The following is a 25,347-nucleotide window of genomic DNA, read 5'->3' as shown; positions in this document are numbered from 1 at the left end:
GTCACACCCCGGCCACCAGTACGCCCCCGTACCGATCAAGTGTCCCGGACGGCCCGCCCGGACGACACACGAACGGACAAAAGGCCCTCCGCACCGGCCTCGACCGGCACGGCCGCGCGCACCACCCGCCCGGACGCCACACCCACCCGCCCGTCACTCCCGGCCAGCGGGCGATCACCCACCGCTAGGATCGCCGCCGTTGCCGCAGCACGAGCGGCGGACCGAGACAGGGGCATCCGCATGGCCGTCATCGTCACCTTCGAGTTCCCCGGCGCCGGACAGGAGCTCTACGACGCGGTCATCGACCGCGTGACCCGAGGACAGGGCTTCACCCGGTTCGCCGATGTGCGCAACCCTGGCCTCATCTCCCACGCGGCGGGCCCGGTCGAGGGCGGTTTCCGCGTCACGGAGGTCTGGGAGAGCGAGCAGGCCCTCGCGGCCCACGCAAAGACCTTCGGACCGATCCTGGCGGACCTCGGCCACACCGACGTACGGCCCACGATCCACCCGGCGCACAACGTCGTCGTGCGCTGACGAGGCACGACGACCGGCGGGGGCCGCCCCCTCCCGGCCGAGCGCCCCCCGACCGCGGACGACGGCCGGGGGGCGCTCCCTTGTTATCGTCGATGCGTTCGATCGGGCGAGGGGGGACGCGTGAAGCAGGAGGCGAAGACACTCGCCGGAGCGTGGGGGTTCTGGCTCCTCTGCGCCGTCCTGACCTCCGACGATGGGGACGGCGGGGACTTCCTCGACGTGGCCTCCCTGGTGATCTTCGCCCTGGTCACCCTGAGCACCCTGGCTACGACGGCCCGCTCCCTCCATCGCCTCGCGACCGCCCGGCGCGGGCGCGCGAAGGCCCCCGGCGCCCCGGCGGCCGACCGCGGGGAGACGGCCCCCGGAGCCCCCTGACCCGCGGACGGGCCCGCCGGACCGTCGGACGTCCGTGCGACGATCACGCGCGTGACGGCAACCGATGAACTCGTCGCCCGCGTGGCGGCGAAGGCCAGGACCACCACGACGACCCTGCCCGCCCCGGCCCGCCCCGAGGAGGTGACCGCGGCGGAGGAGGCCCTCGGCTTCCCGCTCCCGCCGCTGCTCGCCGCCCTCTACCGCGAGGTCGCCAACGGCGGCTACGGCCCCGACTACCAGCTCCTTCCGCTGGTGGGCCCGGGACGCACGGCGACGGGCGAGTACCGGTCGGAACGACGGGCATCGGCCGCGGCCGAGACCCCGTACTGGCCGGCGGGCGTGCTGCCGATCCTCGACTGGGGCTGCGCGATGTACGCGGCGGTGGACTGCCTCGACGAGGCCGCCACGGTGCTCCTCTTCGAACCGAACGCCATGACGGACGACGGGGCGGCCGCCTGGTTCGTGGACGCCGGGAGCCTGGCCGAGTGGCTGGAGACCTGGCTCACCGGCACGGCCTGGTACAGCGAGGACGCGGACGACCACGAGGATCTCCCGGAACCGACCCCGTGGCCGTCGGCGGCCTCCCGCATCAGGGGGTGACGGGGGGACCGGGGCCCCGTGGTGAACGGACCCGGCCCCGGGCCCGGCACCGGGCCGCCGGGCTACTCCGCGGTGAGGGCGTCCGCGACGGCCCGCATGTCCCGGGCGACGGCATCGGCCTCGGCCTCGGCGAACCGGTCGGCCTTCGCGGGGTGGTCGGCGTAACCGATCACGGTGGCGCCCGCGGCGTGGGCCGCCTGCACGTCCGCGAGGGAGGCGCCGATCAGGGTGCAGCTCGTGACGTCGATGTGCATCTGCTCGGCGGCCGTGATGAGCGGGAACGGGTTCGGCTTCATCAGGTGCAGCTGCTCCGCGGGCCGGCCGACGATCCGCGTGACGTGCTCCTCCAGACCGTGCAGCCCGAGGAAGGCCCGTACGCACTCGGCGGAGTTGTCGCTCACCACGGCGACCCCGCGCCCCGCCGAACGCGCCGCCCGGAGCGCCTCGGCCGCGCCCGGCGTCGGGGGACCCGCCAGCGCGACGGCCCGGACCTCGGCGGCCGTGAGCGCCTGCTCGACCCGCTGCCCGAGCTCGGTGTCGACCTCGTGCGCGATGCGCAGGACCTCGACGGGATCGTCCGTCCCGGAGGCCCTCGCACCCGCCGCCTCGTCCTGGGCGGAGAGCAGGGCGGTCAGCTCCCGCGCGACCTCGGCCGCGGGCGTCCCCGCGAACACGTCGCAGAGCGGCCCGTCGAAGTCGAAGAGGACGACGCGGGCGTTCGCCAGGGTCTCGATGAGCGGGTCGGCGTGCGTCACGGTCGAAGTCCCTTCAGATGGTCTCCCCCACCTGCTGCCCCGATCGGAGCAGCCTGCACCTCCACCCCGGCACCGGGGCCCCGCCATGGCCGCAGCCTCCCACGACCCGAGGGTTCCGAGGTGCCGCCGTGAGGCGGAGTGAACCGTTCGGACCACCCCGCCCGGCCGTCCTGCCGGGGCAGCGGTGAGAACCGACGACGGCGCTCCCGCCGCCCCCCTCGGGGGATCAGGCGGAAAGTTCCAGTCCGCTCCAGCTGCGTTCGCCGCCCTCCGCCCACGAGTCCAGCAGCTGCCGGGCCTCGGCCTCGGGCGCGGCGAGCCAGACGGTCTGGGAGCCGCCGTGCGTGGGCGTGCCGGACTCGTCCCAGTCGACGCGGCCCTCGCTGCAGCAGGCGCAGATCATGTGGGAGCTGCTCGCCGGCTCGGCACCGAAGTCCCGCGCGAAGAACGAGGCGACCAGGGCGTCGACGACGACGCCGGCGCGCGGAAGCACCTCTCAGCCCGGACCATCGGACGGACCCGGTCCTTCTGCAGGGGCCGGCGATCCACCGTCCCGCCCCTGCGCACCGACTGGACCCTGGGGGCGAGCCCGCAACGAGATCTGGGAATTCGGCCTACGCCGCCCATCTGCCTGCCACACTCATGCCCGAGGCCCCTAACTGACGGCCCATCACTCCGGTGGGTGCAGGTTGGGGGCAGAACTGGGGGCTCGGTATGTCGTACCCCGTAGAACGCCCGAAAGGGAAGGCTCGCATGCCTCCGGGACGTGACATACGGAGGGATGCATCCCACTGCAAGAAGTGTGGACTGAGACTTCCCAGGTCCACGCAGGGGCAACTGACCCAGTGCCCCTGCGTGGACACCAAGTAGGAACGGCCGTGGCGCCAGTCATCAAAGTTGTCAGAAGCTGATGTCGGCCCCCGCATTGCGGTCTTCGCAGAGGGCAGGGCCGTAAAGCGATGGGGTCTGCCCCCGGCGTGACGGAGGATGGCACTCATGTGCGCCCTCTTCGACCCCCCTGAGTCACGCCGCGTCCCGCCGGGCGAGTACCCGGCGTGGGACCAGGCTCTCGCCCTCCTGAACCGGGACCTCGCGGCGACGCTTCCCCAGGTGGAACCCCTGCAACTGCTGGCCCTTTCGTCCTACGACGCGGACGAGCCGGAGAACGTCTACGTCGCCATGGCCAACGGCGAGTGGCAGGGCAACGCCTTGGACTGGGACTCACAGGACGACCTCGACTCCGCCTTGGCGAGCGTCGCCGATGCCGCGCAGGAGACCGTCATGGAACTGCTGTGGCAGGCATGGCCCCTGTGCCCCGAGCACGGCCTGGGCATGCACCCGAGGGAGGACACGGAAGAGCGCCTGTCCTGGTGGTGCGCAGGAGAACGCCCACACCACGGCCCGGCCCACATCCACACGGCCGTGGGAGCGCTCGGAGCTTCGAAAGCGTCGATCCGTACACGGTCCTGAGAACCGTCGTGGCGCGACCGACATCCACCGTCGTTGACGCCGTCCGTGGATGTCGGCCTCGCGGGTCGGCAGCCCCCGTCAGCGCTTCTTCCGAAGCTTGCGCATCTTCGCCTCGGCTTCTTTCTTCTTCCGCTGCTCCACTCCGTACGCGGACCACGGTCCTTGATGCCTGGCGCACCGGGAGCTACCGATGATCGCCTTGCTTCGGCATCGGCCGCCGCTCTTGGTGGGTGCACTGCACTTCGACTGAGTCATCCCGTCCCCTCCTCAGGGCCCACGGCGGGCCCCCTTCCCCACGCTGCCCGCAGACCCGACGCACGGCGAGGGCGCAGAGCACGGCGGTGGAAGCACAGGCCGGGCGTCGGGGAGCGTCGAGGTCGCTCAGAACGTACGGAAAATGGAGGGGCCCCACTCCTGTGGAAGGACCGGGTCATGAGGACGTAGGCAGGCCCGTGCGGTGTCTCCGTATGGAGAGCCTCCCACTGGTCCAGGTCGTGAGCGCAGTACCGGCGCCACAGATCCACCATCTGCGCGACCTCTTCGTCGGTGAGACGCCCCCGGTCCTGCCCGTCTGTCATGGACGCCCGCAGGCGCGTCTACAGGGCCCCTGCCGGTTCGACCGCTTACCCACCCCTGTACAGGAAAACGTCGTGGGCGCCCGACCAAGATCGGCCGGGCACCCACGACGTTCCCGCCTGGAGCCCCCTGTCGGGTTCGAACCGACGACCCCCGCTTTACAAGCTCGTGCGGGCTGTAGCCGCTGAGGGCGGATCGCAGCTCGCGGACACCACGAAGGGTCGTAGAGGACTGCTGTCATCCACCGTCGTTGATGTCAGCTGTGGATGTCAGCGCCCGAGGTGCGCTGCACGTCAGGCGTCGTCCTGGGACTGCTCCAAGCCGTTCATTACGGCGTTGTGGAATCGGAGCTCTTCGACGCGGCACGGCGCGGCGCGGCGAAGAACATCTCCTGCGCTTCGGCGAGCCCACAACCGGCGACCTGCAAGGTGACCATGACGGCATCCACCCCGTCACAACCGCGCTGCTTCAAGAACTCCTGCAAGGCTGCACCGTCGTGGCTCTCGGCCCAGACGGGCCGCACGACCTCGGCCATGCCGGCTATCCGGGCCCTTCGTTCTGCGTCCATCACGGCGCCTCGCAACGTCCATCAGGCATGCCTGGGGCCTTCGGTTGGTACGGGCGCAAGCAACGGGAACTCCCGGTCATCCGTCGCTCGATCGCCCGTCTTTGCAGCACCGGGATTGCAGCCGGTGCCGACGATAGTCCGTGTAGCGCTACGCCTGCTGCCGGTTAATGGGGATCTCGTAGACGATCTCGCAGAGCGCAGCGGGTACGACGATGTCCGCCGTCTCCACGGGCCGCCCCTGGTCGCTGTAGTAAGTCCGCCGGATGTGCGTAACGAGCGAGGCCTTCTGAATCCCGAGGAGTGACGCCTCCTCGATGGTCGCCTGCCGCGGCTCGGGCTGCTCGACGGCGTGGCTGACGGTGACGCCGATCTGGGCCATCCGGTTCACGACACCGGCCCCGGCGTGCGGCCCTCCCTCGGGAAGGACGACGAGAGTCCCGCCAGTGAGGTCGTACGGCTCCCAGCTCGTGGACAGCTGAACGGGCCGTCCGTCGGCGAGGAACTCGTACACGGTCCGGACGCACAGCTCGCCCTCACCGATCCCGAGTCGTGCAGCGATCTCCGCCGGCGCAGGCACCTTCGCATCGGTCCGGCTTTCCCAGCCGCCATTCCGTCCCACAGCCTTCATGTCGGCCCGGAACGGCGACCCGGCAGGCTGCTCGCGCGCCGCAGACCGAACCATCCGCACCCGCTGGCGAGGCTCGGCCACATAGGTCCCGGACCCGGCCCGCCCCTCCAGCACGCCCTGGGAGATCAACAACTCCTGGGCCCGGCGAACGACGTTCTCGCCCACCCCGCAGTCCTGGCCGATCTGGGCCCGAGAGGGCAGCCGGTCTCCGGGAGTCCACTCGTGCTCCGCGATCCGCCGCCGCAGTTCGTCGGCGATGCGGAGGTATGGCGGCTGCTCAGACATATGGAAAATCTAGTCCACTAGCTCTAATCTAGTTAACTAGCTTCACTCAAAGTGATCGCTGGTGACGGAGGCTGCCCTGTGCCTGCTCCAGAAGTAAGCGCGGATGCCCTCGCCGCCCGGCTGTCCGCCATCGGACTCACCACACGCGTGCAGGAACACACCAGACACACATCGATCGAAGCGGAGGTACCGGAGACCCTCCCCGCCGAGACATGGCGGGAGGTCCTGGAAGTCGTGGCACAGGCAGACCGCTTCGGTCTCCTCGCCACCAGCCTGGGCGGCCGAACTCTATGGGCCGCAGTGAGCAAAACGGTCCCCGCGACAGGCGACGTCCGGGGACCCGGCCATCAGCGATAGGAGCTGATCAGCATGTTCAACCGTATCCGCCGCGCCCTCACGCGTACCAGAGCGCGGCACCTCCCGACGGGCCGGCATCGCCGCCCCTTAGCACCCGTCCGAGCGCCGATCGTTCATCACAGCCTCTACGACTGGCCCACGGCACTCAACGCGACGCGCGGAATCTGTACCGACGTGCTCGCAGGCGAGGACAGCGCGCCCGTCTGCCCGTACGTACTGGCCAGCGAGAAGCGCGAGTTGCAGCGCTCGGCGTCCGCACCGGCGGAGGCCCTCTAATGCCGGGTCTCCCCCAGCCGCGCGTAACACGCTCCGTCGCCTCCTACCGATCGAGCGCCTGCCGCATCGGCACTCATCACGACTGCGCCCACTCCTCCCCCGCTGCGGCACCGGTTGGGATCCCGGTGGTCTACGAAGCGTGCGAGTGCACCTGCCACCCGACCGACGACGGAAAAAACACACGGCGGGAGGTAACCCAGTGAGGGGATGGGCACCCAGCGGTGCCCTTGCCTCCAACGTCGAGATCACCTCGGCCACCGTGCAGCTCGGAGACGTCATCCAGATCGGCGGTCAGCCGTGCCGGGTGGCCAACCTCTTCCAACTCCCCGGCGGCGCCAAACGCCTTCTCTTCGAAACGGGCGAGCTTCTGACGATGCACTCCCGGACTCGACTCATCGCCCTGCGAATGCTGAGGGGCGGTGACTCCCGCCGTGCCTTCGCGCCGCCACGCCATCGCCGCTGAACTGCGAGTCCAGATCTCGACGGGCAACCTCAAGGCCGGCGAACGCCTCCCCTCGGAAACCCAGCTCGCCACCCACTACAAGGTCAGCACGCCGACGCTGCGAAACGCTCTCGCGCTCCTTCAGGCCGAGGGACTCATCGAAAAGGTGCACGGCAAGGGGAACTTCATCCGTCCCCCTCTCCGGCGCATCACGTACGCCGGCGGCGGCCGCACGCCCTTCGATCCCGCACTCCAGGTCAGCATCCGCACGACCAACCTCCGAGCGCGCGGACACCTCAGAGCCCTGCTGAGGGTCTCGTCGAACAGCCCTCTGACCGAGTTCCTCTGCATCACCCACGAGGGAAAGTCACCTCACAGCCTGGCCCGCATCTACGTCCCCCGCGACCTGGCGCCGACCGCCCAACTCGGCCCGACGCCATGGCTCCAGGGAGTGGAGCCGACATCGGCCGAGATCCGAGAGACGGTCATCGCCCGGCTCCCCACGCCAGAGGAAGCGACGACCCTCCGAATCAGTTCCACACTGGCGGTCCTCGCGATCACCAGCGTGGCAACTAACGCCACCGGCCGCGTAGTGGAAGCCGCGTTCCTGGTCCTTCCCGGCGATCGCGCAGACGCGGTCTTCACCACCCACACCACGACCAAAGAAAGGGAGGCGGAAAGATGATGCCCCGCAACGAACTGCGGCTCCTCCCCTGGTCAGGCCCCGACGGCAAGCCCTGCTTCCTGAGCACCGACGACGCCAACGGCCACCTGTCCCGCCTGGCGGACAACACCGAAGCGATCCAGCTCGACCTGGCGGCCGAGCTACTGGACCACGCATCCGACGTACTCGGCGCCACTGACACCGCCCCGGACGAGCTGTGCGCCCTGGCGCAGGACCTCGCGGAATCCTTGCGGGACACACTGCGCGTGGCGGAGAGCCGCGGCCACCGCCTGCCGCTACCCAGCCCGGACACCCATCGCAACGACACCGAGGGCCCGACGCTGCCGGCGGCTGCCTTCGGCTAACGAACAACACACCCGCAGCGATGACGAGAAGCCCCGGCCTCAGTCCGGGGCTTTTCTGCATGCTGTTCCGGAGACGGACTCTTGGCGGAGGCTAGATGCACGGGCATGGCCGAAATGCGACCACTGCTGCGCGAACAGGCCCTCTCATGCCACCATCTAGCAACAGTTCAGAGCCAGACAGGGTGGGGACACGTTGCCTGAACAGTTGGAGCTGACGGCTGCCGAGCTAGTCGTGACAACGCCGCAACCCGACGATGCCGGCGCCGATACGCTAGACCGCTACGACTGGCAGGCGTCTATGGCGGCCGCGGATGGCCTGCAGATGTATCACGACGCCTTGGGGTCGGAAAAGACTCTTCAGGATGACGCGAACCGTCGAATCCTTTGCGAATTCCACGAGGACTGGGTTGCTCTCAAGGGAGACGCTGCAGAGCTCGTTTCCGCCAAGCATCGCGACCCATCAGTGGACGCATATAGAACAGTAAATCAGCTCGCCGATGCGGGCGGCCTTGCGCATCTATTTCTACGCTGGCGCGCCCTTAGAGAAAAGCCTACATGCCGACTCGTTACTACAGGCGGGATCGCTAGCGGAGATCCGCAAGACCTCGTAGCCGCCATGAAATCGATGCGGGACCTGCGTCTCACCAAGCAAGAAACCACTCCCGAAGGGGATGTCGCCCAGCTAGTCGAAAAGCTCCACTCGGCGATTATCACTCACGGCGGCAAACATCTACCCAAAGAATGGACGGAAGATAACACTAATAGAATCCCGGAGGAAATTCAGCGACACCAGGTAGCGCGATTTCTCTCCATGCTGGACATCCAGCACAGCCTAACCAGGCGGGCTGACATCGGCTTCGCTGCCCCTTCAAAATTCGCAAAACCGATCATTGAGCACCTAGGGTACGACGTACCTCCCGAAGCTGTATGGAATGCAGTTTACGGGCTCTTCTTCACGCGAATGCGAGCCGCTGGCCCAAGGCCGGACGCGATCATCTCTCCTGTGTTGGCGTTCGCCAACGGATCTCAACCTCCCACGACGGGAGACCGGGAACGATCCCTCGCCAGCCGCATCGTCACGATGCAAGACATCGATGTAGCAGTTATGACGGCAATGGCCAATCCCGCCGCCTATGGTTCTCTGGACTCACCCCTAAGGTTGAGTCGATCAGCAGTTAAGATGCGAAAAGGGGATTGTTCGGAAAACAGCATCGAGCGCAGCGAGCAACTCAGAAAAGACTACCTCCGCTACTGGCGCGACCGTCTGACAGGCGACCCGACGGCTATGGCCGAGCGCGAGAGACTACGTCGCCTCCTCCTTCGCGTAAGCGATAAGGCGGATACACCTCTGTTGCGCTCGAACGGCGCATGGGGAGCGGATTTCTGGAACTCCATTCAAGACTTCCTGGATGAAATCCCAGAGGACAGAATTCCACTAGGCATGGACGCTGACCTGATGCTGGGTGGAATCAGCGACCTAGCAAACGCTTGCCAGATTTGGTTCAGCGACCGGTTCGACGTAGGAGGAGAAATCACCCGCCTCCGCGAGGAGAACCGCGGAAGTGCCGCGTGAAGACCAGCTATGAAGACCTAGAGCTACTGCTCTTGAGGGAAGACTCGGCGTACCATCAAGCCAGGGTCCTCGTGCTAGTAGACGCCGTGGTCAGATCGTCTGGGCACTCGAAGAAGCTGGATGGTCTTACCAAACTCGCAAAGCTCGATTTCCTTTTGCGGTATCCAGCCCTTGCCCCGCAGGTACTCGACGCTCTATCCGAATCTGATCCTCGACTCAACCTTTCTCAGGAGGACATCTCAGCTCCGACTGAAGTCGAATCGCCAATGATTCGATACAAATACGGGCCCTGGGATGACCGCTACTATTCCGTCATTGGCGCCCTGATCGGCCGCGGGCTCCTGCGGTACGTCAAAGGAAGGAAAGGAAGCGTAGCCCTATCCACAACAAAAGAGGGCAGACGCCTCGCACAAGACTTGAGCGCGGCGCCTGAGTGGAAGGCGCTGGGCGAGCGTAGCGAGGCCATTGCCGATGCTTCATCAGGCATGACCGGAAATGCCATCAAAGAGCTCATCTATCAAAGGCTAGAAGAACTGATGGACCGTCCGCATCGGCAGGTAATCAGATGACGATCAAGTTTCGCCTGAACGCAGTTGTCCTTCATACAACCGAGGGCGAGGTGCGGCACGAGTTCTCAGCTGACCTAACCGTGCTCGAAGGGCCTACCGGGGCCGGCAAGACGACGTTGCTTGAGCTGATCAAGTATGGTTTTGCTGCTGGTGAAGCTCGTCTCGCTTCGGTTGCTACAGAATCGGTCAACGATGTAGCGCTCGACGTGAGTATCGCCGACGAACACTTCCTGTTTCTTCGCAGTCTCGATGCAGCGAAGAGCAAGAACGTACGCATCGTGGATCTCCGCACGGGGGAGCGACTTCCTGATCACACAATCGGTGATGGGGAGCTGAGCTTCAATGGGTTCCTTTTGGGGAAGCTAGGACTCCCGGACGATATCAAGGCCGCAGCACAGAAGAGCCGGAGCAGCAAAGCCGGAAGCCGTGTGACCTTTGGCGATGTCTTCAAGTACCTCTACGTTCCGCAATACGCCGTCAACAGAGATATCGCAGACAGTCGCGACGGATACTACGACCCCAAAAGAAAGGCCGTATTCGAGCTCCTATTCAAGCTAACGGACCCGGAAATTCTCGCAATGCAGTCGAATGTCAATATCCTTAACGGAAAGATTGACAGTGAGGGTGCAAATCTGGAGACAGTCCTAACATTCCTGAATGACAGCAACACGAGCAGCCGGGAAGAGGTGGAACAGGCACTCGGGGAAGCCATTTCAGAACAAGAGAATTCCCAGGAAGAGCTCAACTCGCTCCGTGAAGAGTTGGACCCCGTTGTGGACCGCCAAACGCAGGTGTATCGAGATCTCCTGACGGATGCAGAAAGGACGCTCGCTGAAGCCCGTTCCGCAGTGCAAGACTTGCTTCGTGAACGCGGGGAAATCTCGCTGGAAAAGAGGCGCGTCAAGGCGGACAGTGCACGCCTTGAGCGGATGCGTGATGCTGGAGCGAGGCTTGCAAATATCGAGTTCGCAGCCTGTCCGCGCTGTATGCAGTCACTCAAAAATAGGGACGCAGGGCACGATGTATGTCGACTCTGCCTACAGCCCGACCCCGTTGCATCCGGTCAGCCAACAGGCAGCTACGAACTTCAGCAGCTTCAGTTGCAGATGGATGAGATGGAAGCACAACTTGAGGTGACGGAACATCATCTCCAGCGAGCATATCGAGCGGTCGATGATCGCGAATCGTTGGTGAAGAATCTCACCGAGACTCTTGAGTCGCGAACTGCGAATCGAATTACCCCCCGACTACAGGCATTCAGTGATGCCTCGGATCGCCTGGCGACTGCTCGCACCCGCCAGGAGGCCTATGATCTGGCGCTACAGCAGTGGGACCGCGTGGCCGACATCGAGCGCGAGGTGCAGGGCCATCGCACTGAGCAGGAACGCCTGAAGGCGGAAATTGCAGCACGCAAGACCGCATTGGCTGAGCATAAAGACTCCGTCCTTAGTCGCATTGAGGAGGAGTTTCGGAAGACCGTTGCGGGACTGAAGATTGCCACAGTTGAGTCCTGCGGGTTCGATCGCGAGAACTACCTCCCTCTAATCAATGGGAAGGTTTTCACTAAAACACTGATGAGTGGCGGGGGGTCGATGACTGCGACTCAAATCGCCTATTGGACCTCCCTTATTACCGTCGCGCGAGAAGTCGATTGCCGCTATCCATCTATTCTTGTGATCGATGGACCTCGCCTAGCCCTGAACACTGCCACTGAGACCTGTGCTGCGATCTACAAACGTCTCGTAAAGTTGGCAAACGAGGTTCCGGGTACGGTGCAACTCATCATCTCGGACAATGAACTCCCCGACGAATACCAGGGCGAATTCGCTCGAATTAGGGTCGACTATCACCATCCGACGGTCACCACAGTTCCGCATCCAGGAGAGGGACTTGTCGACCCCATTGCATCAGTCGATGAATAGTCACTGGGACCGGAGCCCGCTGAAGACAGATGTCAGCGACGCGGCTTTGGGCTGTAGCTGCTTGGGAGTGCTCATGGACCCGCAAGCTTCCGGCTCATCGGACAGTCTGGCTTCGCCTAAGGGCTGTCCCGTAACTGGGGTTACGGACAGGTGTCAGGCGCTCGGGTTCCTCCACAGATGCCGCTCGTCCAGGGTCCCGAACCGCACGTCTCCGCGTTCAAGGTCGACGAGGATGGGCCAGCAGTCCAACAGCTGCTCTCTCGCATCACGCGAGGCGAGGTACTGCACAGAGTTGTAGGGCACGATCAGGAGCCCGTTGCTCGCACGAACCCGCTCTGCGTCGATGGCCAGAGGCGGCTCGTCATCGCGCTGGCTGCGGGCGAGAAACGCCACCGCGAGTTGCAGGGCCTCGTCCTGCTCCATGATCCGTCTCCAGTCCGTCGGCTCGAAGAAGGAACCCTAACCGGCCTGGGATGATCTTGGCGTGGCTGGTGTGATCACGGCGTCGGAGCCTTCCTGGATAGCCCCGTTCACCGGGCTCAACCCACGGCAGTTCGGCAAGCTGGTGACGGTGCTGCGACGCACAGGTGCGGACGCGGTCCGCAGGGGCCGTCCGTGGAGACTTCCGCTGGAGGACCGGGCCCTGCTGGTCGCGGCCTACTGGCGCACGAACCTCACGATGCGGCAGCTCGCCCCGCTGTTCGGAGTATCCAAGTCGGCGGCGGACCGCATCATCGACCACCTCGGACCGATGCTCGCTCTCCAGCCCCGCAAGCGGTTCGCGAAGGACACCGTGCTCATCGTGGACGGCACCCGGGTCCCCACCCGGGACCACACGATCGCCGAGCGGTCGAAGAACTACCGGTACTCCACCAACCACCAGGTCGTCGTCGATGCCGACACCCGCCTGGTCGTGGTGGTCGGCCGGCCGCTTGCCGGGAACCGCAACGACTGCAAGGCATGGGAAGAGTCCGGCGCCAAGACCGCCGTCGGCAAGACCCTCACGATCGCCGACGGCGGCTATCCCGGCACCGGACTCGTCATCCCACACCGTAGAGAGCGCGGCCAGAGCGAACTTCCGGCCTGGAAAGAGGAACACAACAAGTCCCACAAGCAGGTCCGGGCCCGTGTCGAGCACGTCTTCGCCCGGATGAAGACCTGGAAGATCCTCCGCGACTGCCGCCTCAAAGGAGACGGCGTCCACCACGCCATGCTCGGCATCGCACGGATGCACAACCTCGCCCTCGCCGGATAGGCCAGCGGGCCGCACGGCGGCCCACCATGCCCGAGACGACTCGGAGATCATTTACGGGACAGCCCTTAGTCTGCGGCTGCCCCATCACCGTCTTCTTCGCCGTCCTCGTCCCACATGTCGATCTGCTCCTCGATCATGTGCCACTCGTGCTCCGCGAGCAGCGAGACCATGAGCATGATCGCGACGATGCAGTGCCCGTCGTTCATGTGCTCCAAAGGCAAGCGATGCATGACCGCGTGTCGGGACAGGTTCTGAGGGATCGGATCGTTCTTCTCCGGGAAGTACCGACTGAACAGGGACTCGATCGGCGTTAGGACAACCTGCTCATGCGGCCACCATTGCGGGTGCGGCTCACGAGCTGCTGCGCTTGTGAGCCCGGGGTATTTTTTACTTCGGTCAACACGAGAAACGATGAACATCAGGTCTTCAGCTGCCGCCAGAGCGAGACATGCGGCAGCGAGGAGGTGACCGTCATCCCACGCGGCAAGAACCCGCCTGGCTGTTTCGGGATAGTCGGTAAGCCAGCCGTCGGAGTCGCTCGGGACTTCGTGCCGGCATGCGGTGCGTATCCGCTCCTGGTGCCGCAGGAGGACAGCAAGCTTCGCTTCGTGCTCATCGTCGGCCTGAACAAGCTCGCGGAGAACATCGGCAGGCGGGACCCGGGCGACGGGTATGCCGTGATCCCTGGCAAGTGCGTGAAGCTGGCTCAAGGTTGCACCAGAGCCCCACCAGTTCCGATGTCGAATCGAGTGGTACCAACTAGGGACGGGCTGTGGGCCATCGGTGCTGGCGTCGTACTTGTCCCACAGATCGCCCCACTCTGCCAGCTCTTCAAATCGTACGGATGTTCTCCCGGCCGACGGATCACCGCTGTAAGTCATACCAGGTATGGTCTCCCAGCCTCGGCTCAAGGCACCTCGATTTTCGCAAACCGGGAGCACGAGCAAAGTCCTCTGGCGCCGGATCGTATTGGCGAAGGCACCCTCAACGCCCCCCAACTCCCATCCCGTCTGCCGTCGACCCACACACCGTGGAGCAGGCGCGGTGCCGGGCGTCCAGGTGGAGCGCGCCACTGTACGAACGACCTGGACGCCCGGTGCCGTGTCTGCTCGGCTCTGCCTGGGTCGACGGCAGACGGGATGGGAGTTCCCCCACCTCGGCACCCCACGGCCGGCACCCGCCCACGGAGCCCCCTCCATCCCGGAGTTTGAGCGCCCCCCGCCGGAGGCATCGTCCTGAGCCGCACTCGCGTACCTCTTCGGCCGCATCGCGGGTTCGTCACCCATCAACCCGAGCTGTCAGGCGTGCGGCCGGCGGTCGGGCTGGAGCGGGGCGGAGACAGGAGCGCAGGCCCGGGCGACGGGCCGCGCGCGCCGCGCTGTGCGCGGCGGGTGCCTTGATGAAGTAGGGAAACTCTTACCGCGCTGGCTGCTGGCGTTCGGCTCGGAACTGGTCGAGCAGAGTGAAGAACAGCTCGATAGCTGGTGTGTCGATGGCCTCTGCCTCACGCTCGATCGCTACCGCCCAGCCCTGGGCATTGAGGCCGCCGTTGCGCAGGCCGAGCCATGCGTCGAAGGGGGATAGGTTGCCTGGCGTCCAGAAGGGGAAATCCTCTTCGGCGTTGTACACCGCCATCGCCACTCGGTATCCAGCGAGCATGGCGCCCAGATGCGTCAGCGAACCGTGGCGAACCCATCCCTCGGGATGCAGGCGGACCCTGTTCAGGAAGTCGTAGACGTTCTCGAACTCGTTCAGCTGCTTCGGCTTCGTCATTCCGACTTCTCCAAGAGGTGCTGGCCGTCGTGGCTGCGGATGTGCGGGCCCTTGTTGTCCAGGGCGTCGAGGAGGCGGACCGCGTACACCTCGGTCATGCGGGCGGCGATCTCCTCCGGGGTGAGCCACTCGACCGCGGTCGACTCCGTGGAGGTTCGTTCCTCGCCGCCCGACGGCTTGCAGCGGAAGACCAGGGCCACGATGCCGCGGGTCGTGTTCTTGTAGACCCCGGTCAGTTCCTCGACCTCTACCTGGATGCCGGTCTCCTCCCAGACCTCGCGGGCCACGCCCTCTTCCGGGGCCTCCGTGAGTTCGAGGACGCCGCCCGGGAGTTCCCACGTGCCGTTGTCCGCGCGGCGGATCGCGAGGAGGCGGCCGTCTTCGCGTACGACTGCGCCCGCGACCGACACGGAGTGCAGTGGCGTTGACGTCGTCTCTCGGGCGCTGTTACTCATGTACAGGAGCATAGGAGAGTGAGAAGGACTATGGGAACGACAGCAGGAGGTGGGAGGGCCGTACCCCGGTACGTCCAGATCGCCGAGGAGATCGTGCAGCAGATCAAGGCCGGTGTTCTCAAGCCCGGCGACCTGGTGCCGAGTGAGTCCGAGCTCGTCGAGCGGTACGGCGTCGCCGGCGGGACCATCCGTAAGGCGATGGTCGAGGTCCGTGCGAGCGGGCTCGTGGAGACGCGGCACGGCAAGGGGTCGATCGTGAAGGACCGGCCGCCCGTGCGGCTGCGCTCCTCGGACCGGTTTCGGGCCTCGCACCGCCGGGGCGGGAAGGCTGCCTACCTCGCCGAGTCCGCCCAGTCCGGCGCCACCGCCAAAGTGAGCGTCCTCTACATCGGGCCGATGGCAGCGCCGGAGGACATCGCCGAGCGCCTGGGCGTCGACACCGGTACGCAGGTGCTCGCGCGGCGGCGTCTGTACTTCCGTAACGGCGTTCCCGTCGAGACGGCCTCCTCCTACCTCCCGTGGGACGTGGTCAAGGACATCCCTCAGCTCTTCTCCGAGAACCCCGGCCCCGGCGGGATCTACGCCCGGCTGGAGGACGACGGACACGTCTTCACCGAGTTCGTCGAGACGTTGCAGGCTCGGCCGGCAGCCAAGGCTGAAGCCTCCGAACTCGCCCTGAGCCCCGGGGCCCCCGTCGTTCACCTGCTGCGGAACGCCGTCACCAAGACCGGTCGCGTCGTCGAGGTCTGCGACACCCTCATGGCCGCTGACCAGTTCGTCTTCGAGTACCGGATCCCTGCCGCCGACTGACACACGGTCAACTCACCTCAACCCGCTTGGACTTCTTCGTCCGGGCGGGTTGACTCATGTATAGGAGTCAGGCACTCTTCTTCATGTCACTCATATACATGAGTGACGGAGTCCAGCACTTCTAGAGGAGTGATCTCTGTGCGTCAGATCCCCGTCGACACCTCTGCGGCCTCCGTGATGGTCGCCCAGCCCCCGCAGCCCAAGGTGAAGGACCGCCGTACCGGCGAGCGCGCCATGGACACCGAGACCGGCGCCGCGCTGTCGACCGTGGACGTGATGTTCGCGGCGAACGGCGAGGTCGAGATCCTGACCGTGACCGTCCCGGAGACCGGCGTCTCCGCCGACCTCGTCATGGGCACCCCGGTCGCCGTCACCGGCCTGATCGCCCGTCCCTGGGAGAACGAGTTCAACGGCCAGCGCCGGCACGGCATCGCCTTCCGCGCCGTCGCGGTCACCTCGCTCGTCGGCAGCGCGGCGAACCAGAAGGCCGCTTGATCATGGAATGGTCGATCCTCTCCGCCGTGGTGGTCGTCGTCGCCCTCGCCGGTCTCCTGCGATGGCGGCGGCCCGCCTGGTACTGGATGACCTTCGGGGTCGTACTCGCCACCCTTCGGGTCCTGGGTCGGTACTCCTCGGTCATGGACGCCTGCGGACTGACCGTTCCTCCGCCCCGCTGGCGCCTCGCCATCGCCCGGATGGCCAACCGGCCCGTGCCGGAGCCCCGCGCCCCGCGCATCCTGCGGCTTCGACCCACCCGCACCGGCCTCGTCTTACGGCTGGGGCTCCGGCCCGGACAGGACGCCTTCGACGTGGCCGCCTCGTGCGACCGGCTCCGGCACTCGTTCGGCATGCACGGCGTCGCCTCGCGAGAGATCCGCTCCGGCGTCGTCGAACTGCGGATGACCGGTTACGACGTACTCAAGCGGGTCCAGATGCCCGCGGGCGTCGAGCGCTCGACCATGCGCTTGCCGGTCGCCCTGCGGGAGGACGGCGCCGTCCACTACCGCGACTACCGCACCACCCCGCACGCCCTCACGATCGGAGCCACCAAGTCCGGGAAGTCCGTCTACCAGCGGAACCTGGTCGCCGAACTCGCCGCCCAGAAAGTGGCCTTGATCGGGATCGACTGCAAGCAAGGAGTCGAGCTGTTCCCCCTGGCCCGTCGCTTCTCCGCCCTCGCCGACAACCCCGACACCGCCGCCGACCTCCTCGACGCCCTCATCTCGCACATGGAAGGCGTCTACCAACTCATCCGCGCCGAACAACGCATCACCGCCGACACCCCGGACGCCGACATCGCCGCCGACATCTGGGACCTGCCCGACCACCTCCGTCCCGTTCCCGTGGTCGTCCTCGTCGACGAGGTCGCCGAACTCGCCCTCTTCGCCACGAAGGAAGAGGAGAAGCAGCGGGACCGGATCATCACCGCACTCGCCCGGCTCGCCCAGCTCGGCCGCGCCGCCGGCATCTACCTGGAGATCTGCGGGCAGCGCTTCGGCTCCGAACTCGGCAAGGGCATCACCATGCTCCGCGCCCAGCTCAGCGTCCGTACCGCCCACCGCGTCAACGACGAGACCAGCGCCAACATGGCCTTCGGCGACATCGCACCGGACGCCGTGCTCGCCACCGTCCAGATCCCCGTCGAGTCGCCCGGCCTCGCGATCACCGGCGACGCCTCCGGCGGCTGGGCCCGCATCCGTACGCCCCACACCTCGCTCCGTACGGCCGTCAACGCCTGCAACAAGTACGCGCACCTCACCCCGGACCTGCCCGGCCTCGCCGCGTTCCGGCCCGCCGTCGAGCCGCCCGCGCACCCGGCCAAGGTTCCGGCCCCGGCATCCACCGAGTCCCCGGCCACCGCCTGACCCTCCCCGTCCCACCCGGTCGGCGCGACCACACCGCGCCACATCCCTACCCCGCCATGCCCGGAACGCCCGAAAAGGAGGTGCCGACATGACCAGCAAGCTCCGCGTCGACGCCGTGCTGGTCCAAGCCCTGATCGCCGGTGCGCTGTCCTTCGCCCACCTTCACGACCTGGCCGCTGCTGCCGGTCAGACCGGATGGAAGGCGTGGGCCTACCCCGTCTCCGTCGACCTGCTCCTGGTCGCCGCCTGGCGTCGGCTCCGCTCGGACGGTTCGTCCCGGCTCGCCTGGTGCTGGTTCCTGGTCTCCCTGTTCGCCTCGCTCGGTGCGAACGTCGCCACCGCCGGGTTCCTCGACCTCGCCCATCCACCCGGCTGGCTGCGCTTCGGCGTCGCCGGATGGCCCGCGGTCGCCTTCCTCGGCGGCACGCTGCTCGCGCACTCGCCGGCTCCGACGGCCGCAGAGTCCCGCCCGGTGGTCGAACCGGAGCCGACCGAAAGCGTGTCGACCGAGGTGGAGCCCACCCGGCCCGCGCCGACAACCGCGCTCTCCGTGCCCGCACCCCCCGTGCCCGTCCCCGCCGCCCTCGTCGAGCACGCCCGCAAGCTCGCCGACGACCACCACGCCCGCACGGGCCACCCCATCGACACCGAGACCCTGCGAGCCCGTCTCGGCGTCCCCGCGCCCATGGCGGACGCCATCGCCGCCCAACTCTCCTGATCAGAACGGAGAACGCCATGTCCCCTCGCGACCACTTCCACTCCGTCATGCGCATCGGCCCCGTGCAGATCGGCACCCACCGCGACCGCCACGGCCGCACCAAGTACGCCGCCGTCTGCACCTCCGACCGCTGCGGCTGGTCCTCCGACTACTCCAGCTCCTCCGCCGCGCAGCTCGCGGCCCGTACCCACCGCTGCCGCATCTCCGACTGAACGGACACCGCTCGTGGACGTCCCGCTCTGGCTCGCCCTGGTCGTCGTCGGCGCCCTCGGCATCAAGCTCATCCGCCCGCCCTGGTGGCTCGTCGCCGTGCTTCTCCTCGGCGGCTTCCTCCTCGCCGACAGCCTGCTGGCCCCCGTCATCGACACCGCGATCTCCAAGTGACCCGACCCGGAAGGGAGAACCACCCCATGTTCCGACCCAAGATCCCGACCATGCCGACGCCGACCGGCCTCGTCTCCCCGCCCGCCGTCGTCCGGTCGACCGCCTTCGAGCCGACCACCGTCGAGCCCGTGCAGACGCCCCCGGCTCCGGTCGCCCAGCGCCCCACCGTCCAGATCACTCCCGGCACCGCACTCGCCGTCATCGGCGCCGGCACCGCCGTCGTCCTGGTCGTCGGAACGGTCCTGGTCTCGATGCTCCTCGCGACCGCCGTCACGGCGGCATCGGTCGCCGTCTGCGCCGTCGTCGTCCGTTCGCTGATCGCGTCCTCGGCCAAGCGCCGCTGACCGGCCCCCGGGCGGCCTCGATACCGCCAAGCATCCGCCGCCCGGGAGCCGTACCCCTCACCGATCTCTCAACCGGAAGGAACACCCATCATGGATCAGCGCGCCGCCGCCACCGCGGCGGGCCTGGACCCGGCCACCCTCCACGACGTCCTCCGCGTCGCCGCCGCCCCCGACTTCGACCGCTGGCGGGACCAGGTGCACCGCACCGGCGGTTGTTCCGACCCCGTGCACCTGACCGGCTGGTCCCTCGCCAAGGACCGCACGTCCGGCGAGACCCTCCGCCGATACTCCACGGAGGCCGAGCCCGGCGGCCGTCTCCGCGTCGCCTGCGGCAACCGCCGGGCCTCCCGCTGCCCCTCCTGCGCCCACACGTACTCCGGGGACACGTACCACCTGATCCGCGCAGGCCTGGCCGGCGACGAGTCCAAAGCCATCCCCGCGACCATCCGCGACCACCCCCGGGTCTTCGCCACCCTCACCGCCCCGTCCTTCGGCCCCGTGCACAACCGGCCCGACCGCGGCGCCTGCCGCTGCGGCGCCCGCCACCCGGAGAACGACCCCGTCCTGGGCACGGCGCTCGACCCCGAGTCGTACGACTACGCCGGAGCCGTCCTCTTCAACAACCACGCCGGTCAGCTCTGGCAGCGCTTCACCAACCGGCTGCGGCGCGAACTCGCCGCCCGTGCCGGGCTCACCCAGCGAGAGCTGAAGGACGTCTTACGGGTCTCGTACGGGAAGGTCGCCGAGTTCCAGAAGCGCGGCGCCATCCACTTCCACGCCGTGATCCGGCTCGACGGAGCGGACGGACCCGGCACCGTCCCGCCCTCGTGGGCCACTGTGCAGCTCCTCGACGATGCGATTCACGCCGCCGCCGTCCACACGTACACGACCATCACCGTCCCGGCCGCCGGAGACCAGCCGCTCCGACGGTTCCAGTGGGGCCGCCAGCTCGACATCCGTCCGGTCAAGGCGTTCGGAGACGGCTCCGACATCACCGAAGAGGCGGTGGCCGCGTACGTCGCGAAGTACGCCACGAAGGCCGCCGAGGCCACCGGCAGCCTCGACCGACGGATCGGCAACCGGGAGGTGCTCGACCTCCTGGACGTGGCCGACCACCCCCGCCGCCTCATCGAGGCCTGCCTCGACCTGGCCCCGCTCTACCCGGACCGCAAGCTCACCGCCTGGGCCCACATGCTCGGCTTCCGCGGCCACTTCTCCACCAAGTCCCGCCGCTACTCGACCACTCTCGGCACCCTCCGCCAGATCCGCGCCGACTACCGCGCCGCTCAGGAACGCGTGGACGCCGACCCGGACACCGTGCTCGTCCTCGCCTCCTGGCAGTACGCCGGACACGGCCACACCCTCGGCGAGGCTGCCCTCGCCGCGACCATCTCGCGCGGAATCCAGCTCAACCGCCAGACCGCCCGCGAAGCCCTGCGCGACCAACTCACCTCGGAGACACCGGAAGGAGCCGCAGCATGACCACCGCCACCACCGACGAACTGCTGACCGTGCCCGAGGTCATGGCGCGGCTCAAGCTCGGACGCTCCACCGTCTACGACCTCATCCGCTCGCGCCGCCTCACCTCGATCACCGTCGGCCGTGCGCGCCGCATCCCGGTCGACGCGGTACGGGATTTCATCTCGTACGAGATCGGGGAGGCCGCCTGATGGCCGCCCAGCGCAAGCGCAACCCCAACGGCGCCGGCACCATCACCCAGCGGAAGGACGGACGCTTCCAGGCCGCCGTCTACGTCCTCCAGCCCGACGGCACCCGCGCCCGGAAGTTCGCGTACGGCAAGACCTGGGCCGAGTGCGACACAAAGCGCCGCGCGCTCCTCGACAAGGTCGCGACCGGCACCCCCGTGCCCACCCGTTCGGCGAAGCTCTCCGAGTGGCTGACGTACTGGCTGGAGAGCGTCGTCGAGCCGCGCCGCAAGCTCAGCACCTACGACAAGTACGAGGCGCACGTCCGCCTCTACCTCTCCCCCATGCTCGGCACGAAGCGGCTGGAGTCCCTCAGCGTGCCGGACGTCCGGCGCTTCCTGCTCCAGCTGGAGAAGAAGACCACCGCCGCCACCGCCAAGGAGTCCCACCGCGTGCTGCGTACGGCCCTCTCCGCCGCCTGCCGGGAGGAGTTGATCGTCCGGAACGTCGCCAAGCTCGTGGAACCGCCCAGGGCCGCCGCACGCGACCTCAGCCCGTGGTCCCTCGACGAGACGCTCGACTTCCTCGCCGTCGCCCGCCGGGACCCGCTCTACGCGGCCTTCGTGCTCGCCATCGCCATGGGGCTCCGCCGGGGCGAGATCGTCGGGCTGCGCTGGAACGACATCGACCTGGAGAACCGCGTCCTCCTGGTCCGCCAGCAGGTCCAGCGCCGTCGCGGAGTCCTCTACAACGACGAGACAAAGGGACGTCGCTCCCGCGCGATCCCGCTCCCCGCCATGTGCCTGGCTCCCCTGCGCTGGCATCGGATGCGGCAGAAGAGGACGTACGAAGCGGCCGGTACGGAGTGGTCGGCCGCAGGCTACGTCTTCGCCACCCGCACCGGCCGTCCCGTCGAGCCCCGCAACGTCCACCGCTCCTTCGTCCGCGTCAGCGAGGCGGCCGGCCTCCGTCCCATCCGCCTCCACGACGCCCGGCACGGGTGCGCGACGCTCCTCACCGCCGCCGGGGTGGCGCCCCGCGTCGTGATGGAGATCCTGGGCCACAGCCAGATCAGCCTGACCATGGACGTGTACACCCATGTCGTCCAGGACACCCAGCGCGAGGCCATCAGCCACATGGACCGGCTCCTCCAGCGACGGAAGCCCCGCCCCGACCGCCCCTGACCGCCCCCGTTGATGTCACCCATAGATGTCAAAGACCCCCGACCAAGATCGGCCGGGGGTCTTCGGCGTTCCTACCTGGAGCCCCCTGTCGGGTTCGAACCGACGACCCCCGCTTTACAAGAGCGGTGCTCTGGCCAGCTGAGCTAAGGAGGCAGCGAGTGCAGTGTAACCAACCTCGTCCCGGCCGAGGTCGGAAATCTCACCCCGGTCGGACTGCTGACAGATCCCCCGGCGGCAGGTAGCGTCACGTGCAGTTCATCCAGGTGGACTAGACCTCAATCCTTCCTTTACTCGGATCGTCCGGCACGTTCCTGCCGGTGAAGGGACACATCACCATGGCTTCCGTCACTTTCGACAAGGCGACCCGGGTGTACCCCGGTGCCACCAAGGCCTCCGTCGACCAGCTCGACATCGAGATCGCCGACGGCGAGTTCCTCGTCCTCGTCGGGCCCTCCGGCTGTGGCAAGTCGACCTCCCTGCGCATGCTCGCGGGTCTCGAGGACGTCAACGCCGGCTCCATCCGCATCGGTGACCGCGACGTCACGCACCTGCCGCCGAAGGACCGGGACATCGCGATGGTGTTCCAGAACTACGCGCTGTACCCGCACATGACCGTCGCCGACAACATGGGCTTCGCGCTCAAGATCGCCGGTGTCAACAAGTCCGAGATCCGCGCCAAGGTCGAAGAGGCCGCGAAGATCCTGGACCTCACCGAGTACCTGGACCGCAAGCCGAAGGCGCTCTCCGGTGGTCAGCGCCAGCGTGTCGCCATGGGTCGCGCCATCGTGCGTGAGCCGCAGGTCTTCCTCATGGACGAGCCGCTGTCGAACCTCGACGCCAAGCTCCGCGTCTCGACCCGTACGCAGATCGCCGGCCTCCAGCGCCGTCTCGGGATCACCACGGTCTACGTCACCCACGACCAGACCGAGGCCCTCACCATGGGCGACCGCGTCGCCGTCCTCAAGGACGGTCTGCTCCAGCAGGTCGACTCGCCGCGCAACATGTACGACAGGCCGGCCAACCTCTTCGTCGCCGGCTTCATCGGCTCCCCCGCCATGAACCTGGTCGAGGTCCCGATCACCGACGGCGGCGTGAAGTTCGGCAACAGCATCGTCCCGGTCTCCCGCGACGCCATCGCCGCCGCCTCCGCCAACGGCGACACCACCGTGACCGTCGGCGTCCGCCCCGAGCACTTCGACGTCTCGGGTCCGACGAGCAAGGACGGCCTGGCCGTCACCGTGAACGTCGTCGAGGAGCTCGGCTCCGACGGCTTCGTGTACGGCTCCACCCGCGTCGGCGGCGAGGACAAGGACCTGGTCGTCCGCGTCGGCGGCCGCGACGTCCCCGCCAAGGGCACGACGCTGCACGTCGTCCCGCGCGCCGCCGAGCTCCACGTCTTCTCGACGTCGACCGGCGCCCGCCTGAGCGACTGACCCCCGGCGGCCGAGCCCGCCCCAGGACGGCCGAACGACCCCGTATCCCCAGCGGATGCGGGGTCGTTCGCCATGGTGCGGGACATCGCGGGGTTTAGCGGAGAGAACCCCCGCGTCCCCGGCCCGGCAGCACCCTCCGCGTCAACACGGAATTCGAAAAGCCACTTCGAACCATCCCCCGCGAGAGTGACTAAATGTCGCCATATCACTACCGGCCGCTACGCTCGCCTGCGTGACGCCTACTGCCCGCCGAATCGGCCGCTCTCTCGCCCTCGTCCTGCCCGTCGTCCTGGTCCTCTCGGGAACGCTCGCGGTGTCCGCCGTTCCGTGGGCCGGCGAGGACGCCGGGACCCAGCTGACGGCCTCCTCCTCCGAGGTCTCCGTCCGGGCCAAGTCCCGGGCCCCGCAGGACGTTCTGCGCGACCAGCTCCTCGCCGAGCTCCAGGAGAAGGACCCCGGGGTCGCCCTCACCCACCTCCAGCGCGAGGTGGAGAACCGGCCCTCCCTCGCCAAGCACTGCATGTCCATCGCCCGTTCCCTCGGCCGCGCGGCCGTCGAGCAGTACGGCCCGTCCCGCGCCCAGGGCTTCTCGCGGCCGGTCTGCGACACCTCGTACGCGACCGGCGTGATGCGCGCGAGCTGAGCGACGACGCCGAAGCGACGACGCTGAACCACGACGCGCGTCCGGCCGTCGGGCGTCCGACCGCCGGACGTACGGGGCGCCTATCGTTCCCCGTATGCACACCTCTCCGACGCAGGCCGTGGTCCTGGCGGGCGGCCAGGGCTCACGGCTCCGCCCGTACACCGACGACCGCCCCAAGCCGATGGTCGAGATCCCGGGCACCGGGACCCCGATCATCGGCCATCAGCTTTCCTGGCTTGCCGCCGAGGGCGTGACCGACGCCGTCGTCTCCTGCGGCCACCTCGCCGAAGTGCTCCAGGAGTGGCTGGAGGAGGCCGACCTGCCCCTCAAGGTGACGACGGTCGTCGAGACCGAGCCCCTGGGCCGCGGCGGCGGCCTCAAGTACGCCGCCGCGCACCTGCCCGAGCCGGACCGGCCCTGGTACGCCACCAACGGCGACATCTGGACCCGTTTCTCGCTGCGCGAGATGGCCGCCTTCCACGACGAGCGCGACGCCGTCGCCACCCTCGCCCTGGCCCGCCCCCGCATCCCGTGGGGCGCCGTCGAGACCGACACCTTCGGCCACATCACCGACTTCGTCGAGGCGCCGCCGTCGCCGTACCTCATCAACGCCGGCGTGTACGTCTTCTCCGCGGCCTTCACGGGGCTCCTCCCGGACCTGGGCGACCACGAGCGCACCACGTTCCCCCGGCTCGCCCGCGAGAAGCGGCTGGCCGGCTTCCCGCTGCCGCAGGGCGCCTACTGGCGGGCCATCGACACCGCCAAGGACCTCACCGAGGCCGCCAAGGAGCTCGCCGCGCAGCGCGGGTGACCGGCCGGGGGCGGACCCGCCCCCGGCGACACCACGGAGGAGGGCGGCACCGCGCGAACGCGGTGCC

At 67.7% G+C, this 25,347-nt stretch carries 33 protein-coding genes and 2 tRNA genes; 25 read left to right on the top strand and 10 right to left on the bottom strand.

Annotated elements, in window-relative coordinates:
- Positions 1-240: 240 nt before the first annotated feature.
- From ACF09E_RS21250 to ACF09E_RS21240, 3 genes are all read left to right on the top strand, one after another.
- Entirely contained in the window at positions 241-534 is a 294-nt protein-coding gene (locus ACF09E_RS21250) for a hypothetical protein (protein WP_392206518.1), read from the top strand.
- Between the two features lie 120 nt (positions 535-654).
- Positions 655-909 carry a hypothetical protein gene (locus ACF09E_RS21245; RefSeq protein ID WP_392206517.1) on the top strand — a complete coding sequence of 85 codons (255 nt, stop codon included), beginning with the start codon at positions 655-657 and terminating at the stop codon, positions 907-909.
- A gap of 51 nt (positions 910-960) precedes the next feature.
- Positions 961-1,509: an SMI1/KNR4 family protein gene (locus ACF09E_RS21240; protein ID WP_392206516.1), complete on the top strand. Its 549-nt coding sequence runs from the start codon at positions 961-963 to the stop codon at positions 1,507-1,509.
- Between the two features lie 62 nt (positions 1,510-1,571).
- Here the strand turns inward: ACF09E_RS21240 and ACF09E_RS21235 are convergent, their stop codons facing one another.
- Both ACF09E_RS21235 and ACF09E_RS21230 read right to left on the bottom strand, forming a co-directional pair.
- Entirely contained in the window at positions 1,572-2,264 is a 693-nt protein-coding gene (locus ACF09E_RS21235; RefSeq protein WP_392206515.1) for an HAD family hydrolase, read from the bottom strand.
- A 226-nt stretch (positions 2,265-2,490) separates the two neighbouring features.
- A complete protein-coding gene (locus ACF09E_RS21230; protein ID WP_392206514.1) occupies positions 2,491-2,757 on the bottom strand; it encodes a hypothetical protein in 267 nt (88 codons plus the stop codon).
- 503 nt (positions 2,758-3,260) lie between these two features.
- On the opposite strand from ACF09E_RS21230, the gene ACF09E_RS21225 reads away from it, so the two are divergent.
- Positions 3,261-3,734 (top strand): hypothetical protein, encoded by a 474-nt coding sequence (locus ACF09E_RS21225; RefSeq protein ID WP_392206513.1) that lies wholly within the window; start codon positions 3,261-3,263, stop codon positions 3,732-3,734.
- Between the two features lie 696 nt (positions 3,735-4,430).
- Here the strand turns inward: ACF09E_RS21225 and ACF09E_RS21220 are convergent.
- The 3 genes from ACF09E_RS21220 to ACF09E_RS21210 all read right to left on the bottom strand — a co-directional run bounded on the left by ACF09E_RS21220 (position 4,431) and on the right by ACF09E_RS21210 (position 5,791).
- Positions 4,431-4,502, bottom strand: a tRNA-Tyr gene (locus tag ACF09E_RS21220).
- A 136-nt stretch (positions 4,503-4,638) separates the two neighbouring features.
- Entirely contained in the window at positions 4,639-4,845 is a 207-nt protein-coding gene (locus tag ACF09E_RS21215) for a hypothetical protein (protein WP_392206512.1), read from the bottom strand.
- Positions 4,846-5,026: 181 nt separating this feature from the next.
- Positions 5,027-5,791: a GntR family transcriptional regulator gene (locus ACF09E_RS21210; RefSeq protein ID WP_392206511.1), complete on the bottom strand. Its 765-nt coding sequence runs from the start codon at positions 5,789-5,791 to the stop codon at positions 5,027-5,029.
- Positions 5,792-5,869: 78 nt separating this feature from the next.
- On the opposite strand from ACF09E_RS21210, the gene ACF09E_RS21205 reads away from it, so the two are divergent.
- The 7 genes from ACF09E_RS21205 (at position 5,870) to ACF09E_RS21175 (ending at position 11,959) form a co-directional block, all read left to right on the top strand.
- Positions 5,870-6,148 carry a hypothetical protein gene (locus ACF09E_RS21205; RefSeq protein WP_392206510.1) on the top strand — a complete coding sequence of 93 codons (279 nt, stop codon included), beginning with the start codon at positions 5,870-5,872 and terminating at the stop codon, positions 6,146-6,148.
- A gap of 475 nt (positions 6,149-6,623) precedes the next feature.
- On the top strand, positions 6,624-6,887 hold the full coding sequence (locus ACF09E_RS21200; protein ID WP_392206509.1) for a hypothetical protein: 264 nt from the start codon (positions 6,624-6,626) through the stop codon (positions 6,885-6,887).
- Positions 6,844-7,551, top strand: a complete 708-nt coding sequence (locus tag ACF09E_RS21195) for a GntR family transcriptional regulator (RefSeq protein WP_392206508.1) — start codon at positions 6,844-6,846, stop codon at positions 7,549-7,551. The genes ACF09E_RS21200 and ACF09E_RS21195 overlap by 44 nt, the downstream gene beginning before the upstream one ends.
- On the top strand, positions 7,548-7,895 hold the full coding sequence (locus tag ACF09E_RS21190) for a hypothetical protein (RefSeq protein WP_392206507.1): 348 nt from the start codon (positions 7,548-7,550) through the stop codon (positions 7,893-7,895). The genes ACF09E_RS21195 and ACF09E_RS21190 overlap by 4 nt, the downstream gene beginning before the upstream one ends.
- Before the next feature lie 193 nt (positions 7,896-8,088).
- Entirely contained in the window at positions 8,089-9,468 is a 1,380-nt protein-coding gene (locus tag ACF09E_RS21185; protein ID WP_392206506.1) for a hypothetical protein, read from the top strand.
- Positions 9,465-10,037, top strand: coding sequence for a hypothetical protein (locus tag ACF09E_RS21180; RefSeq protein ID WP_392206505.1), 573 nt, complete (start codon positions 9,465-9,467; stop codon positions 10,035-10,037). Before ACF09E_RS21185 ends, ACF09E_RS21180 begins: the two co-directional genes overlap by 4 nt.
- Positions 10,034-11,959, top strand: a complete 1,926-nt coding sequence (locus tag ACF09E_RS21175) for an AAA family ATPase (RefSeq protein WP_392206504.1) — start codon at positions 10,034-10,036, stop codon at positions 11,957-11,959. The genes ACF09E_RS21180 and ACF09E_RS21175 overlap by 4 nt, the downstream gene beginning before the upstream one ends.
- Before the next feature lie 153 nt (positions 11,960-12,112).
- Here ACF09E_RS21175 and ACF09E_RS21170 read toward each other — a convergent pair whose 3' ends face one another.
- Positions 12,113-12,382 carry a YrhB domain-containing protein gene (locus tag ACF09E_RS21170; RefSeq protein WP_392206503.1) on the bottom strand — a complete coding sequence of 90 codons (270 nt, stop codon included), beginning with the start codon at positions 12,380-12,382 and terminating at the stop codon, positions 12,113-12,115.
- Between the two features lie 61 nt (positions 12,383-12,443).
- Between ACF09E_RS21170 and ACF09E_RS21165 the strand changes: the two genes are divergently transcribed.
- Positions 12,444-13,214, top strand: coding sequence for a transposase (locus ACF09E_RS21165; RefSeq protein WP_392206502.1), 771 nt, complete (start codon positions 12,444-12,446; stop codon positions 13,212-13,214).
- Between the two features lie 65 nt (positions 13,215-13,279).
- Here the strand turns inward: ACF09E_RS21165 and ACF09E_RS21160 are convergent, their stop codons facing one another.
- The 3 genes from ACF09E_RS21160 to ACF09E_RS21150 all read right to left on the bottom strand — a co-directional run bounded on the left by ACF09E_RS21160 (position 13,280) and on the right by ACF09E_RS21150 (position 15,454).
- The gene (locus ACF09E_RS21160; protein WP_392206501.1) at positions 13,280-14,095 is read right to left on the bottom strand and encodes a hypothetical protein; all 816 of its coding nucleotides are present in this window, start codon (positions 14,093-14,095) and stop codon (positions 13,280-13,282) included.
- 535 nt (positions 14,096-14,630) lie between these two features.
- Positions 14,631-14,987, bottom strand: coding sequence for a hypothetical protein (locus tag ACF09E_RS21155; RefSeq protein ID WP_392206500.1), 357 nt, complete (start codon positions 14,985-14,987; stop codon positions 14,631-14,633).
- The gene (locus ACF09E_RS21150; RefSeq protein ID WP_392206499.1) at positions 14,984-15,454 is read right to left on the bottom strand and encodes an NUDIX hydrolase; all 471 of its coding nucleotides are present in this window, start codon (positions 15,452-15,454) and stop codon (positions 14,984-14,986) included. Before ACF09E_RS21150 ends, ACF09E_RS21155 begins: the two co-directional genes overlap by 4 nt.
- A gap of 18 nt (positions 15,455-15,472) precedes the next feature.
- Here ACF09E_RS21150 and ACF09E_RS21145 point away from each other — a divergent pair, with 18 nt between their 5' ends.
- From ACF09E_RS21145 to ACF09E_RS21100, 10 genes are all read left to right on the top strand, one after another.
- Positions 15,473-16,252 carry a GntR family transcriptional regulator gene (locus ACF09E_RS21145; RefSeq protein WP_392206498.1) on the top strand — a complete coding sequence of 260 codons (780 nt, stop codon included), beginning with the start codon at positions 15,473-15,475 and terminating at the stop codon, positions 16,250-16,252.
- A 138-nt stretch (positions 16,253-16,390) separates the two neighbouring features.
- Positions 16,391-16,747 (top strand): hypothetical protein, encoded by a 357-nt coding sequence (locus ACF09E_RS21140; RefSeq protein ID WP_392206497.1) that lies wholly within the window; start codon positions 16,391-16,393, stop codon positions 16,745-16,747.
- Between the two features lie 2 nt (positions 16,748-16,749).
- Positions 16,750-18,117 (top strand): FtsK/SpoIIIE domain-containing protein, encoded by a 1,368-nt coding sequence (locus tag ACF09E_RS21135; protein WP_392206496.1) that lies wholly within the window; start codon positions 16,750-16,752, stop codon positions 18,115-18,117.
- 88 nt (positions 18,118-18,205) lie between these two features.
- Entirely contained in the window at positions 18,206-18,835 is a 630-nt protein-coding gene (locus ACF09E_RS21130) for a DUF2637 domain-containing protein (protein WP_392206495.1), read from the top strand.
- A 17-nt stretch (positions 18,836-18,852) separates the two neighbouring features.
- Positions 18,853-19,047, top strand: a complete 195-nt coding sequence (locus ACF09E_RS21125; protein ID WP_062753302.1) for a mobile element transfer protein — start codon at positions 18,853-18,855, stop codon at positions 19,045-19,047.
- A 13-nt stretch (positions 19,048-19,060) separates the two neighbouring features.
- Positions 19,061-19,219, top strand: a complete 159-nt coding sequence (locus tag ACF09E_RS21120) for a hypothetical protein (RefSeq protein ID WP_104860443.1) — start codon at positions 19,061-19,063, stop codon at positions 19,217-19,219.
- Positions 19,220-19,245: 26 nt separating this feature from the next.
- Entirely contained in the window at positions 19,246-19,563 is a 318-nt protein-coding gene (locus ACF09E_RS21115) for a SpdD-like protein (protein WP_392206494.1), read from the top strand.
- 90 nt (positions 19,564-19,653) lie between these two features.
- On the top strand, positions 19,654-21,045 hold the full coding sequence (gene repSA, locus ACF09E_RS21110) for a replication initiator protein RepSA (RefSeq protein ID WP_392206493.1): 1,392 nt from the start codon (positions 19,654-19,656) through the stop codon (positions 21,043-21,045).
- Entirely contained in the window at positions 21,042-21,233 is a 192-nt protein-coding gene (locus ACF09E_RS21105) for a helix-turn-helix domain-containing protein (protein WP_062753308.1), read from the top strand. The genes repSA and ACF09E_RS21105 overlap by 4 nt, the downstream gene beginning before the upstream one ends.
- The gene (locus ACF09E_RS21100) at positions 21,233-22,393 is read left to right on the top strand and encodes a tyrosine-type recombinase/integrase (RefSeq protein WP_392206492.1); all 1,161 of its coding nucleotides are present in this window, start codon (positions 21,233-21,235) and stop codon (positions 22,391-22,393) included. Before ACF09E_RS21105 ends, ACF09E_RS21100 begins: the two co-directional genes overlap by 1 nt.
- 76 nt (positions 22,394-22,469) lie before the next feature.
- Here the strand turns inward: ACF09E_RS21100 and ACF09E_RS21095 are convergent.
- Positions 22,470-22,546, bottom strand: a tRNA-Thr gene (locus tag ACF09E_RS21095).
- A 182-nt stretch (positions 22,547-22,728) separates the two neighbouring features.
- On the opposite strand from ACF09E_RS21095, the gene ACF09E_RS21090 reads away from it, so the two are divergent.
- From ACF09E_RS21090 to ACF09E_RS21080, 3 genes are all read left to right on the top strand, one after another.
- Positions 22,729-23,826 carry a sn-glycerol-3-phosphate ABC transporter ATP-binding protein UgpC gene (locus ACF09E_RS21090; RefSeq protein ID WP_361853245.1) on the top strand — a complete coding sequence of 366 codons (1,098 nt, stop codon included), beginning with the start codon at positions 22,729-22,731 and terminating at the stop codon, positions 23,824-23,826.
- A gap of 232 nt (positions 23,827-24,058) precedes the next feature.
- On the top strand, positions 24,059-24,469 hold the full coding sequence (locus ACF09E_RS21085; protein WP_073911627.1) for a hypothetical protein: 411 nt from the start codon (positions 24,059-24,061) through the stop codon (positions 24,467-24,469).
- Positions 24,470-24,563: 94 nt separating this feature from the next.
- Complete coding sequence (locus ACF09E_RS21080) at positions 24,564-25,280, top strand: nucleotidyltransferase family protein (protein ID WP_361853242.1); 717 nt, start codon at positions 24,564-24,566, stop codon at positions 25,278-25,280.
- Positions 25,281-25,347 lie beyond the last annotated feature (67 nt).

It is taken from the genome of Streptomyces sp. NPDC014891 (assembly GCF_043081085.1).
Classification (GTDB): domain Bacteria; phylum Actinomycetota; class Actinomycetes; order Streptomycetales; family Streptomycetaceae; genus Streptomyces.
This window is presented reverse-complemented; position numbering and strand designations above follow the sequence as displayed.

Excerpts from the sequence above, each read along its gene's own strand:
- ACF09E_RS21175 (WP_392206504.1), top strand. The coding sequence starts at position 10,034 with ATGACGATCAAGTTTCGCCTGAACGCAGTTGTCCTTCATACAACCGAG.
- ACF09E_RS21225 (WP_392206513.1), top strand. The coding sequence starts at position 3,261 with ATGTGCGCCCTCTTCGACCCCCCTGAGTCACGCCGCGTCCCGCCGGGC.
- ACF09E_RS21115 (WP_392206494.1), top strand. The coding sequence starts at position 19,246 with ATGTTCCGACCCAAGATCCCGACCATGCCGACGCCGACCGGCCTCGTC.
- ACF09E_RS21190 (WP_392206507.1), top strand. The coding sequence starts at position 7,548 with ATGATGCCCCGCAACGAACTGCGGCTCCTCCCCTGGTCAGGCCCCGAC.
- ACF09E_RS21135 (WP_392206496.1), top strand. The coding sequence starts at position 16,750 with ATGGAATGGTCGATCCTCTCCGCCGTGGTGGTCGTCGTCGCCCTCGCC.
- ACF09E_RS21080 (WP_361853242.1), top strand. The coding sequence starts at position 24,564 with ATGCACACCTCTCCGACGCAGGCCGTGGTCCTGGCGGGCGGCCAGGGC.
- ACF09E_RS21130 (WP_392206495.1), top strand. The coding sequence starts at position 18,206 with ATGACCAGCAAGCTCCGCGTCGACGCCGTGCTGGTCCAAGCCCTGATC.
- ACF09E_RS21210 (WP_392206511.1), bottom strand. The coding sequence starts at position 5,791 with ATGTCTGAGCAGCCGCCATACCTCCGCATCGCCGACGAACTGCGGCGG.
- ACF09E_RS21105 (WP_062753308.1), top strand. The coding sequence starts at position 21,042 with ATGACCACCGCCACCACCGACGAACTGCTGACCGTGCCCGAGGTCATG.
- ACF09E_RS21090 (WP_361853245.1), top strand. The coding sequence starts at position 22,729 with ATGGCTTCCGTCACTTTCGACAAGGCGACCCGGGTGTACCCCGGTGCC.
- ACF09E_RS21215 (WP_392206512.1), bottom strand. The coding sequence starts at position 4,845 with ATGGCCGAGGTCGTGCGGCCCGTCTGGGCCGAGAGCCACGACGGTGCA.
- ACF09E_RS21250 (WP_392206518.1), top strand. The coding sequence starts at position 241 with ATGGCCGTCATCGTCACCTTCGAGTTCCCCGGCGCCGGACAGGAGCTC.
- ACF09E_RS21160 (WP_392206501.1), bottom strand. The coding sequence starts at position 14,095 with ATGACTTACAGCGGTGATCCGTCGGCCGGGAGAACATCCGTACGATTT.
- ACF09E_RS21150 (WP_392206499.1), bottom strand. The coding sequence starts at position 15,454 with ATGCTCCTGTACATGAGTAACAGCGCCCGAGAGACGACGTCAACGCCA.
- ACF09E_RS21145 (WP_392206498.1), top strand. The coding sequence starts at position 15,473 with ATGGGAACGACAGCAGGAGGTGGGAGGGCCGTACCCCGGTACGTCCAG.
- ACF09E_RS21155 (WP_392206500.1), bottom strand. The coding sequence starts at position 14,987 with ATGACGAAGCCGAAGCAGCTGAACGAGTTCGAGAACGTCTACGACTTC.
- repSA (WP_392206493.1), top strand. The coding sequence starts at position 19,654 with ATGGATCAGCGCGCCGCCGCCACCGCGGCGGGCCTGGACCCGGCCACC.
- ACF09E_RS21100 (WP_392206492.1), top strand. The coding sequence starts at position 21,233 with ATGGCCGCCCAGCGCAAGCGCAACCCCAACGGCGCCGGCACCATCACC.
- ACF09E_RS21125 (WP_062753302.1), top strand. The coding sequence starts at position 18,853 with ATGTCCCCTCGCGACCACTTCCACTCCGTCATGCGCATCGGCCCCGTG.
- ACF09E_RS21170 (WP_392206503.1), bottom strand. The coding sequence starts at position 12,382 with ATGGAGCAGGACGAGGCCCTGCAACTCGCGGTGGCGTTTCTCGCCCGC.